Here is a 12,013-nt window from a genome sequence, read left to right on the forward strand (position 1 = left end):
TGTCGTTGAACTACCTGTCGCTGAGCGAGCAAGGCCAGGGCGCCGCCGCGCTGCGTGAACTGCTGCGCCTGTATGGCGACAGCAACGACGCCGCCCTGCAATTGCAGATCGAAGGCCTGCGGGAAGTCAGCAGCAAGGCGGTGACCCGGCGCCTGCCGATGCCCGGCCCGATCGTGTTTGGCCGCGGCCTTGAGATCACTCTGGAATTTGATGAAAACGCGTTCCGCGGCACCGGCGTGTTCCTGCTCGGTGCGGTGTTTGAACGGTTCCTGGCACGCTATGTGTCGATCAACAGTTTTACCGAGACGGTGATCCGTACCACCGAACGCGGCGAGATCATGCGATGGAAAGCCAAGCCCGGACGCCGTCCGACCCTGTGAGTACCCTGGATGCGATGCATCAGGAGCCCTGGGAATATGACTTCTTCCAGGCGCTGCGGCGCATCGAGTGCGAATCGCCGGACCTGCCACGCCTGGGGCACTCCCTGCGCCTGGCGGATGACCCGCTGCGTCTCGGGCAGCAGGCCGATTGCACCTTTGCGCCGGCCACATTGGCCTCGGTCGAACCTGGGGCTGAAGGCCAGCCGGCACGGCTGGAGCAGTTCTTCTTCGGCCTCGGCGGCCCCAACGGCCCGCTGCCGCTGCACATCACCGAGTACGTGCGTGAGCGCCAGCGCAACAACGCCGACAGCACCAGCAAGCGCTTCCTGGATGTGTTCCACCACCGCCTGTTGACCCTGTTTTATCGCGCCTGGGCCGAGGCGCGGCCTACCGTCAGCCATGATCGCCCGGACGATGACTACTGGTCGGCGCGCCTCGCCGCATTGAGCGGTCGCGGCACCCCGAGCCTGCTCAACCAGGGCCTGATCCCCGACACGGCGAAGCTGCATTACAGCGGCCACCTGTCGGCACAAACCCGCTATCCGGACGGCCTGAAGGCGATTCTCGGCGAGTACTTCGGCCTGCCGGTGGAGATCGAAGAGTACATCGGCCAATGGCTGGAGCTGCCCGAACGCAGCCGCGTGAGTGTCAGCGCCAACCAGCTGGGCGTGGACTTTTGCCTGGGCAGCCATGTGTGGGACCGCCAGCATAAATTCCGCATCCGCCTGGGCCCGCTGAAGCTCGATGACTACATGGGCATGCTGCCCGGCAGCCAGCCGTTCAACGAGCTGGTGGCGTGGGTCGCCGAGTACCTGGGCCACGAACTGGACTGGGACCTGAACCTGGTTCTGCAACAACCGGAAGTGCCGGCCCTGCAACTCAACGGCCAGTTCCGCCTGGGCTTCAACACCTGGCTCGGCCAACCCGAGCATGACGCCAACGACCTAATCCTGGCCCGGCATTACGCCGAACACGCCAACACCTCAAGGAATCCAGAGCATGGGTGAAATCAGTCGCGCCGCACTGTTCGGCAAACTCAACAGCGTGGCCTACAAGGCCATCGAAGCCGCCACCGTGTTCTGCAAGCTGCGGGGCAACCCGTACGTGGAACTGGCCCACTGGTTTCACCAGTTGCTGCAACTGCAGGACTCTGACCTGCACCGCATCATTCGACAGTTCAATGTCGAGCCGGCGCGTCTGGCCCGCGACCTGACCGAAGCCCTGGACCGCCTGCCCCGTGGCTCGACGTCGATCACTGACTTGTCGTCCCATGTGGAAGAAGCGGTCGAGCGTGGCTGGGTCTACGGCAGCCTGATGTTTGGCGAAAGCCAGGTGCGCACCGGTTACCTGGTGCTGGGAATTCTCAAGACGCCGAGCCTGCGCCATGCGCTGTTGGGCTTGTCCGGTGAGTTCGACAAGATCAAGGCCGAAGCCCTGAGCGAACGCTTTGATGAATACGTCGGCGACTCGCCCGAAAATGCACTGAGTGCCAGCGACGGTTTCAACGCCGGTGCTGTACCGGGCGAGGCCAGCGGCGCCATGGCCCCGAGCGCGATGGGCAAGCAGGAAGCCCTCAAGCGCTTCACCGTCGACCTGACCGAACAGGCCCGTAGCGGCAAGCTCGACCCGATCGTCGGGCGTGACGAAGAGATCCGCCAACTGGTGGACATCCTCATGCGTCGCCGCCAGAACAACCCGATCCTTACCGGTGAAGCCGGCGTCGGCAAGACCGCCGTGGTCGAAGGCTTCGCCCTGCGCATCGTCGCCGGCGACGTACCACCCGCGCTGAAAGATGTGGAACTGCGCAGCCTCGATGTCGGCCTGCTGCAAGCCGGCGCCAGTATGAAAGGCGAGTTCGAACAGCGCCTGCGTCAGGTCATCGAAGACGTCCAGGCCTCGCCGAAACCAATCATCCTGTTTATCGACGAAGCCCACACCCTGGTAGGTGCCGGTGGCGCCGCCGGGACCGGTGACGCGGCCAACCTGCTTAAACCCGCCCTCGCCCGCGGCACCTTGCGTACCGTGGCCGCCACCACCTGGGCCGAGTACAAGAAGCACATCGAAAAAGACCCGGCCCTGACCCGTCGCTTCCAGGTGGTGCAAGTGGCCGAGCCGTCTGAAGAAAAGGCGTTGCTGATGATGCGCGGCGTGGCTTCGACCATGGAAAAACACCATCAGGTGCAGATCCTCGACGAAGCGCTGGAAGCGTCAGTGAAGCTGTCCCACCGCTACATTCCGGCGCGTCAATTGCCGGACAAATCCGTGAGCCTGCTGGACACCGCCTGCGCCCGCGTCGCCATCAGCCTGCACGCGGTGCCGGCAGAAGTCGACGACAGCCGCCGCCGTATCGAGGCACTGGAAACCGAGCTGCAAATCATCGCCCGCGAGCACGCGATCGGCATCGCCATCGGTGCGCGCCAGACCAACAGCGAAGCGCTGCTGAGCGCCGAACGCGAGCGCCTGGCCACCCTGGAAAGCCGTTGGGCCGAAGAGAAAACCCTGGTGGATGAGTTGCTCGCCACCCGTGCGACGTTGCGCGAAAAATCCGGTGTCGTGGACAGCGGCGATGATCAATTGCGTGCCCAATTGGTAGACCTGCAACAACGCCTCAGCACCCTGCAAGGCGAAACCCCGCTGATCCTGCCGACCGTGGACTACCAAGCGGTGGCCTCGGTGGTCGCCGACTGGACCGGCATCCCGGTGGGCCGCATGGCCCGCAACGAACTGGAGACGGTGCTCAACCTCGACCAGCACCTGAAGAAACGCATCATCGGCCAGGACCACGCCTTGCAGATGATCGCCAAGCGCATCCAGACCTCCCGCGCCGGCCTCGACAACCCGAGCAAGCCGATTGGCGTGTTCATGCTCGCCGGCACCTCCGGCGTGGGCAAGACCGAAACCGCCCTGGCCCTGGCCGAAGCCATGTACGGCGGTGAGCAGAACGTGATCACCATCAACATGAGCGAGTTCCAGGAAGCCCACACCGTGTCCACCCTCAAGGGTGCGCCACCGGGCTACATCGGCTATGGCGAAGGTGGCGTGCTGACCGAAGCCGTGCGGCGCAAACCCTACAGCGTGGTGCTGCTGGACGAGGTGGAAAAAGCCCACCCGGACGTGCATGAAATCTTCTTCCAGGTGTTCGACAAAGGCGTGATGGAAGACGGCGAAGGCCGGGTGATCGACTTCAAGAACACCTTGATCCTGCTGACCACCAACGCCGGTACCGAGCTGATTTCCCAGGTCTGCAAAGACCCGGCGAACATCCCCGAGCCCGAGGAAATCGCCAAGGCCCTGCGCCAGCCGCTGCTGGAGATTTTCCCGCCGGCGCTGCTCGGCCGCCTGGTGACCATTCCGTACTACCCGCTGAGCGACGAGATGCTCAAGGCGATCACCCGTCTGCAACTCAACCGCATCAAGAAGCGCGTGGAGAACACCCACAAAGTCGCCTTCGATTACGACGACGACGTGGTCGACCTGATCGTGTCCCGCTGCACCGAAACCGAAAGCGGCGGGCGGATGATCGACACCATCCTCACCAACAGCCTGCTGCCGGACATGAGCCGCGAATTCCTCACCCGCATGCTCGAAGGCAAGGCGCTGGCGGGGGTGCGGATCAGCACGCGGGATAACGAATTGCACTACGACTTCAACGATTGACCTGACGGAATGCGATCAAAACTGTGGGAGCGGAGCCGGTTCCTACAGTTATTACGCTATTTACGGGTTAACCGATGTTATTCAACCAAGCCTCACGCCTGGCCAAGATCACCAGCCCCCTGGGGCCGGATGTGCTGCTGCTCAATGAAATGGGTGGCGGCGAAGAGCTGGGTCGGCTGTTCAATTTCGAACTGCAGCTGACCTCGCTGGACGCCAACATCGACCTCAACCAGTTGCTGGGCAAGCCCATGAGCCTGAACCTGCAACTGGCGGACGGTGGCGAGCGACACTTCCACGGCATCGTCGCCCGCTGCAGCCAGAACATCGACCAGGGCCAGTTCGCCAGCTATCAGGTGACTTTGCGCCCGTGGTTGTGGCTGCTGAGCCGCACCTCCGACTGCCGGATTTTCCAGAACCTGAGCATCCCGCAGATCATCAAGCAGGTGTTTCGCGACCTGGGTTTTTCCGACTTCGAAGACGCCTTGAGCCGCCCGTACCGCGAGTGGGAATACTGCGTGCAGTACCGCGAGACCAGCTTCGATTTCGTCAGCCGCCTGATGGAACAGGAAGGCATCTACTACTTCTTCCGCCACGAGCAGGACCGCCACGTGCTGGTGCTGGCCGATGCCTACGGTGCCCACGCCAACGTGCCCGGCTACGCCTCGGTGCCTTACTACCCCAAGGACGAGCAGCAGCGCGAACGCGACCATATGCACAACTGGCACCTGGCACAGGAAGTACAACCCGGCTCCCTTGAGCTCAACGACTACGACTTCCAGCGCCCCAGCGCGAGCATCGACGTGCGCTCGGCCATGCCGCGCCCGCACACCGCCGGCGACTACCCGCTGTACGACTACCCCGGCACCTACGTCAAAAGCGAAGACGGCGAACACTACGCCCGCACCCGCATCGAAGCCCTGCAAACCCTGCACGAACAAGTGGAGTTCAGCGGCAATGCACGCGGCCTGGGTTCCGGCCACCTGTTCAGCCTCACCGGCTTCAGTCGCCGCGACCAGAACCGCGAATACCTGATCGTCGGCGCCCGCTACTACATCTCCCAGGAAAGCCTCGAAAGCGGCGGTGGCGCGCCTTCGGCGCAGTTCGAAAGCACCCTTACCTGCATCGACGCGCAACAGAGTTTCCGCCCACTGGCCAACACCTACCGGCCCATCGTCAAAGGCCCGCAGACCGCGCTGGTGGTGGGCCCCAAGGGCGAAGAAATCTGGACCGACCAATATGGCCGGGTCAAGGTGCATTTCTATTGGGACCGCCACGACCAGTCCAACGAAAACAGCTCATGCTGGATTCGCGTATCGCAGTCCTGGGCCGGAAAAAACTGGGGCTCGATGCAGATCCCGCGGATCGGCCAGGAAGTGATTGTGAGCTTCCTGGAAGGCGATCCCGACCGGCCGATCATCACCGGCCGCGTGTACAACGCCGAGCAGACCGTGCCTTACGACTTGCCGGAAAACGCCACCCAAAGCGGGATGAAAAGCCGCTCCAGCAAAGGCGGCACGCCGGCCAACTTCAATGAAATCCGCATGGAGGACAAGAAGGGGTTGGAGCAGTTGTACATCCATGCCGAGCGTAATCAGGACATCGTGGTGGAGGTGGATGAGAGCCACTCGGTGGGGCATGACCGGAACAAAAGCATCGGGCATGACGAGACGGTGACGATTGGGAACAATCGAGTGCGCATCGTCAAGCATCAAGACATCCTCTCGGTGGGCCAGAGAAAGACCGACAGCATCAGCCAGAGCTACGTGATTGAAGTGGGCGAAAACCTGCGATTGGTCTGCGGTAAAAGCATCCTGGAGTTGAACGCCAGCGGGCAGATCAACCTGAGTGGCGTAAATATCAGCTTCCACGCCAGCGGCGATGCCGAATTCAATACCGGCGGCGTCCTGCACCTGAACAACGGCGGCGGCCCCGGCGCAACACCCGATGGTCAGGGCATGAAAGCCAGCATCGACGCCAATATCAAAGCCGCGTTCCCCGCGCCTAAAAGCTCCTGACGAGACCTGTTTTCCATGACGTACCGAATTAACGAATTTCAGTTCCAACTGCCAGCCGGCGAGCTGCAGGACGCTACGATCAATATCCTCAAGTTCCCCGAGCTGGGCACTTCCTTGATCATCAGCCGCAGCTTCCTCACCGATGGCGAAACCCTGCACAGCAACTTCGACGAACAGCTCAAACGCCTGGAAAAACAGGTGCAGGATTTGCGCTATCAACCGGGCGTCGGTGTCCGTCTAGGTGCAACAAAGGAAGTAGAAGGCATAGAGCTCCGCAGCCAGTTCAGCAAGGGCAGTGACAAGGTGTTCCAGTACCAACTGGCTCTGGTAATCCCGGGCACACGCAAGATGCTCGCCTTGAGTTATGTGAAGGCAGACAAGCTGGGCGATGCCGAGGCGGCGCACTGGGCGACGATCAAAAACTCATTGTCGTTCGACGCGATTTCCTGATGGGCACCATGCATGTCTGATGCTCTATGGGCCGCTCGCATGGGCGACGCGCTCTCCCACACCTCAATGATGGCCGACATCCTCGGCGGTGTGTTGGAGGTGGCGGCCAATATCGCGATCACTGCAGTAGCGACTGCTGCCGTGGTGGCTGCTACCGGTATCACCGTCGCTACCGGCGGACTCGGATGCGTCCTGCTCGGCGCAGTGGTGGGCACAGTTGTCGGCCTTCTCATGAGCAAGAGCGGGGCGGACAAAGGCCTCACCAATTTATGCGACAGCTTCAGCAACGCCCTGTTTCCGCCCACGGTACAGGCGAATATTCTCACCGGTGCCACCGATACCCTGACCAACAACCTTCCCGCCGCACGTGCCGCGGGAGCGATCAGCTCGCATGTCGCGCCAGCCGGAACCGAACTGGAAGAACCCGCACCCGAACCAGAAGCCAGTTATCTGGATATGGCCGAGAGCTTCTTCTCCCAAATGTGGCGCCCCACGGTGGCTACTCCCACACCAGGAGCCGTGCCCAAGCCTCTGGACTTGGTCACCTGCATGAAGCATCCACCGATGCCTCCGCAGTTCCTGGCCGAGGGTTCGGATAAGGTCACGATCAATGGCCAGCCTGCGGTGCGCAGTGGTGATCGTAGTACCTGCGATGCAACAGTGGTGTCGTCCGGGTTGATTTCATCGAACGTGACCATTGGCGGCGGGTCAGTGGTGGTGCGGGAAATACGCAGTGGCAAGACGCCGGGCGTGGGGTTGGCGGTCACCGCGTTACTGATGCTCAAGGGCGGCAAGGGCAAGTTCTTCAGCAAGTTGCCGTGCATGCTGATTGGCGGGGCTACTTCGATGGCCGTCAGCAGCGCGATGGACGCGATGACCAACGCTGCCATGGGCTCGTCGAATCCGGTGCATGCTGCAACGGGAGCGAAGGTGCTGGGCGGCACCGATGAACTGGATTTTGTACTGCCCGCCATCCTGCCGATTGACTGGCAACGCTTCTACAACAGCCGCGACGAACGCCCAGGCACACTGTTCGGTACAGGCTGGAGTGTGGCTTATGAAGTATGCGTCGAAATCCAACCTCATCCAGAAGGCGGTGAAGCGCTGGTCTACACCGACGAGCAGGGGCGCCCTATCGACATGGGCTCGATCCCGTTGGGGGGGGCGGTGTTCAGCCCCGGCGAAGGGCTCTCTGTGCGTCGGCACCTCAACGGGCAGTTGCTGATTGAAAGTGACGACGGCCTATATCGTTTGTTTGAGCCCACAGCCAACCCGTCGCTGCTGCGCCTGATTCAACTTGGCGACCGCAACGACAACCGCATTCATCTCGACTACGACCAGGCCGGACGCCTGGTACGCCTGCGCGATACCTTCGACTTGGTGCAGGTCGAGTTGATACGCGAACATGAGCACGTCACTCGCGTCGAACGCCTATTCCCAGATCAACGTCGCGAAGTGCTCGTCAGCTACGGCTATGACGCCAGGGCCAATCTGGCAGAGGTGCGCGATGCCTCTGGCCAGGTGCAGCGGCGCTTCACGTACGATGCCGGGCACCGAATGGTGGAGCATCAGTTACCCACCGGGTTGCGGTGCTTCTATGAATGGGCACTGATTGAAAACTCAGAGTGGCGAGTCGTCCGACACTGGACCGATGAAGGTGACTCCTACCAGTTCGACTATGACTTGAAGGCGGGCCTCACCCGTATCATCGACGGCTTACAGCGCGTCAGCACCCGACATTGGAATACTCAGCACCAGATCATTCAATACAGCGATAAGCTGGGGCAAACCTGGCTGTTCGAGTGGAATGACGAACGCCAACTTCTCAGCGCCACCGACCCGCAAGGTGGACGCTATGAATACAAGCATGATGACGCCGGCAACCTGATCGGCGAAACGGACCCGTTGGGCCGCAGCGATTCAACGTTGTGGCTTGAACACTGGGCGTTACCCCTGGTGGAGACCGACGCCGCCGGCAACAGTTGGCAGTATCGCTATGATCCTCGCGGCAATTGCGTTGCCGAAACCGACCCGCTGGGCCACATCACCCGCTATCGCTATGACGCCCACGGCCAGGTCGTGGAAATCATCGACGCCTCCGGTAAAAGCAAAAAACTGCGTTGGAATCCGTTCGGGCAATTGGTCGAACACATTGATTGCTCGGGTTATCCCACGCGTTTCAGCTACGACGAGCGCGGCTATCTGCAGGTGATCACCGACGCGCTTGGCGAGCGCACTCAATTCAGCTACGACCTCCAGGGGCGCTTACTCAGCAACCAACTGCCGGACGGTCGCATCGAGCTGTTTCAACGCGATGTCAGCGGCCAACTCGTGGGGTACACCGACCCTGCCGGACATACCACGCTCTACCAGCACAATCGACGTGGCCAGATAAGCCTGCGCACCGACGCTCATGGCCGGCAGGTGAAGTTCGGCTATGACAGCTATGGGCGCCTGCAAGCACTGACCAACGAGAACGGCGAACGTTATCTCTTTGCCTGGGACGCCGGGGATCGGCTGACTGAGCAGCAAGACCTCGATGGCAGTGCCAAAAGCTACACCTACAATCCACTGGACCATATCACCACGGTGACCGCCACTCCGGCCCCCTACGGCAACGGGCTAGGCCTGGTTCCCGAGACGCCGCCAGCGCCCATTGTCCATCAAATGGAACGTGACGCAGTAGGTCGGCTGATCGCCAAAACCACCGACGATGGGCGCACCGACTACGCCTACGACCCGCTGGACCAGCTCACCGCCGTCACCTTCACCGACCTGCTGGGCAATACCCAAGCCCTTGGTTTCGCTTACGACGCCCTCGGCCAAATGCTTGCCGAACAGAGTTCTATGGGCACCCTGCAGCACCACTACGACGAACTCGGTAATCTTATCCAGACCCAGATACCCGACGGACGCTGGCTCAATCGCCTGTACTACGGCAGCGGTCACTTGCATCAGGTCAATCTCGACGGCCAGGTCATCAGCGACTTTGAACGCGACCGCCTGCACCGCGAAGTACTGCGCACCCAAGGCCGACTCAGCACCCGCAGTGAGTATGACCGCAGCGGCCGTCTACGCTCACGCCAACACCGCCTTACAGGCCTGCCATCGTTGATGCCAGCGACAGCGCAAAAGCAGTTCGAGTATGACCCTGCCGACAACTTGGTCGGCAAGTTCGACCAGCAATCTGCCATACAACATCGCCAACTGCTGCACTACGATGCCACTGGCCGCATCATCGCCAGCCAGGACAGCCTGCACGGCCAGCGCGAAACGTTTGCCTACGATGCCGCCGCCAACCTGCTGGATGGCCCGCAGTCAGGCGCTGGGCTGGTCGTGCATAACAAACTGCTGACCTATCAGGACAAGCGTTATCGCTATGACGCGTTCGGTCGGATGATCGAAAAACGCAGCGCAGCGCGTGGCTTGCAACGCTTCGCCTACGATGCAGAAAGCCGGCTGATTGAAGTGCGCAATGAAAACGGCAGCGTAGTCAGGATGATCTACGACCCGTTGGGCCGACGCATTGAGAAAAACGAACATGGCAACGACGGCTATCCCCTGGGGGGAACCCGGTTTACCTGGGATGGGCTGCGGTTATTGCAGGAGCATAAACACAGCCAGACCAGTCTTTACATCTATGAAGATGAAGGCAGCGAACCCTTGGCTCGCGTTGACGGCACCGGGCCGCTGCAGAAAATCCGCTACTACCACAACGACCTCAACGGACTGCCGGAGCAACTGACTGAAGCTGACGGGCATAATGTCTGGCGCGCGACATATCGTGTGTGGGGCAATACGGTTGAGGAAGTGCGCGAGCCGTACTACATCGAAGAACAGAACCTGCGCTTTCAGGGGCAGTATCTGGACCGGGAGACGGGGCTGCATTTCAATACTTTCAGGTTTTATGATCCGGACGTGGGACGGTTTACGACACCGGATCCGATTGAGTTTGACGGCGGGCTCAATTTTTATCAGTACGCCCCCAATCCAATATCCTGGATTGATCCATGGGGACTGGCCCCCGAGCTTTATTACCTGATTGCGAAAAAGGACGGCTTTTATGACGAGATGGCATGGGGCCATAAAAAGCCAATAGGCCAAGTCTATTTGAAAAAAGGTGAAGTTTGGAAAGTCGGTGAAACCGTCAATCCGAATCGGCGATATACCCAAAAGTGGCTGAAATCCAAAAATCTTGCCTACAAAAGGGTTATGGCAGCACCGACGAAGGGCAATATGCAGGTATGGGAAAGATTAAAAATCGGAAAATATTTTAAACGCCGAGGAAAACTACCCCCGGGCAACAAATGCAGGCACTGACATAAGGAATACTTTATGCGAGTCGATACGACATCGGACTCACCGAGTTGGACAAAGGTCTTTGAAATCACCGACGAGCTAAATGGCCTGAGTGAGATTCTTGAAAAAAAGTATCCCACCCTCGACTGGGAACTGGCGGTCTGCATGCGATGCCTGCCGAAGAACCTGGAACGAAAAACATTTTGCCGTTATTACGCAAAAGACAAAATGTTCGGTCTGGATATCGCCATGGACGAGGAAGATTTTGTTCCACTGAAAAAAGACATAGCTGCTCAGCGCAAATTAATAGGTGCGGCATTCATTACATTTTTTGTTGAAAGTATTAAGAAATACGAGAAAAAACTCCCCAATCTGCAACCGGTATCGGCGCAACTAATTGCGGATGTACAGCAATGGTGTATTGAGAACGAGTGGACAGCTTGAAGCTCAACGATTGAGCAAGGATTGCCCACCCACAAAAAATGGGCACCCGACCCAGTCGGCGTGCCCATTTTTCATCCCGCGCTCACACTCGCATGTGCGTAGCGCGTTCTACATGACTTACGGATTGACGCTGTCTTTAAGCGACTTGCCTGGCTTGAACGCAACGGTGTTGCTCGCCTTGATTTTCACCGGCTCGCCGGTTTGCGGGTTTTTGCCGGTGCGGGCGCCGCGGTGGCGCTGCAGGAAGGTGCCGAAGCCTACCAGGGTGACGCTGTCCTTGCGATGCAGCGCGCCGGTGATTTCTTCGAGTACGGCGTTGAGTACGCGGTTGGCCTGTTCTTTGGTCAGGTCTGCTTTTTCTGCAATAGCGGCTGCGAGTTCTGGTTTACGCATAAGTGAAGCCTCTTTGACGGTTTTTTGTTGTTATGTCCGTGCTGCTCTCTATCGGAGCAGCGCCCAAGGCGCCGCAGGCTCTACTCTGCGGCAGACGGGAGTGAGGATGGCATGCCATCGGGGCCTGCGCCAGTCTCACGGCGACCTTTCTACGGTCAAAATGATGCTTATTCCGACAGAACGACCAGCATTTACGCCAGCAGCGGCGGAAGTTCTTTGTTGAGGGCCAGTTTTTCCATCACGGCCGTGCCGGTCAGGGCGTACCCCAGCAGTCGGCCGCTGGCGTCGCGGCACAGGGCCTTGATGTCGCCGCCCTGCCCTTCGACGCTCCACACGCCTTCGGTGCCCCGTGGCGGTGGCGAGACGCCCAGCGGG

Annotated in this window: 8 protein-coding genes and 1 pseudogene; 7 read left to right on the forward strand and 2 right to left on the reverse strand. The window is 60.2% G+C overall.

Going from position 1 to position 12,013, the window contains the following annotated elements; genetic code table 11:
* From HX846_RS12520 to HX846_RS12550, 7 genes are all read left to right on the forward strand, one after another.
* Positions 1 to 380, forward strand: a 380-nt coding sequence (locus tag HX846_RS12520; protein WP_178965478.1) for a type VI secretion system baseplate subunit TssF, incomplete at its 5' end; no start/stop codon positions are given.
* Positions 344 to 1,387 carry a type VI secretion system baseplate subunit TssG gene (gene tssG / locus HX846_RS12525; RefSeq protein WP_178965479.1) on the forward strand — a complete coding sequence of 348 codons (1,044 nt, stop codon included), beginning with the start codon at positions 344 to 346 and terminating at the stop codon, positions 1,385 to 1,387. The genes HX846_RS12520 and tssG, both read left to right, overlap by 37 nt.
* Positions 1,380 to 4,037, forward strand: a complete 2,658-nt coding sequence (gene tssH, locus HX846_RS12530) for a type VI secretion system ATPase TssH (RefSeq protein WP_087693722.1) — start codon at positions 1,380 to 1,382, stop codon at positions 4,035 to 4,037. Before tssG ends, tssH begins: the two co-directional genes overlap by 8 nt.
* Before the next feature lie 74 nt (positions 4,038 to 4,111).
* The gene (locus HX846_RS12535; RefSeq protein ID WP_087693723.1) at positions 4,112 to 6,052 is read left to right on the forward strand and encodes a type VI secretion system Vgr family protein; all 1,941 of its coding nucleotides are present in this window, start codon (positions 4,112 to 4,114) and stop codon (positions 6,050 to 6,052) included.
* 15 nt (positions 6,053 to 6,067) lie between these two features.
* On the forward strand, positions 6,068 to 6,502 hold the full coding sequence (locus HX846_RS12540) for a DcrB-related protein (RefSeq protein WP_003213356.1): 435 nt from the start codon (positions 6,068 to 6,070) through the stop codon (positions 6,500 to 6,502).
* A gap of 12 nt (positions 6,503 to 6,514) precedes the next feature.
* A complete protein-coding gene (locus HX846_RS12545; RefSeq protein ID WP_102604052.1) occupies positions 6,515 to 10,822 on the forward strand; it encodes an RHS repeat-associated core domain-containing protein in 4,308 nt (1,435 codons plus the stop codon).
* 15 nt (positions 10,823 to 10,837) lie between these two features.
* A complete protein-coding gene (locus HX846_RS12550; protein WP_003213360.1) occupies positions 10,838 to 11,245 on the forward strand; it encodes a hypothetical protein in 408 nt (135 codons plus the stop codon).
* Positions 11,246 to 11,362: 117 nt separating this feature from the next.
* Here the strand turns inward: HX846_RS12550 and HX846_RS12555 are convergent, their stop codons facing one another.
* Positions 11,363 to 11,638 carry an HU family DNA-binding protein gene (locus HX846_RS12555; RefSeq protein ID WP_003213368.1) on the reverse strand — a complete coding sequence of 92 codons (276 nt, stop codon included), beginning with the start codon at positions 11,636 to 11,638 and terminating at the stop codon, positions 11,363 to 11,365.
* A gap of 191 nt (positions 11,639 to 11,829) precedes the next feature.
* Positions 11,830 to 12,013: pseudogene (locus HX846_RS12560) on the reverse strand (FAD-dependent oxidoreductase); the annotation flags it as partial.

The sequence above is a fragment of the Pseudomonas sp. K5002 genome (genome assembly GCF_013386655.1).
Classification (GTDB): domain Bacteria; phylum Pseudomonadota; class Gammaproteobacteria; order Pseudomonadales; family Pseudomonadaceae; genus Aquipseudomonas.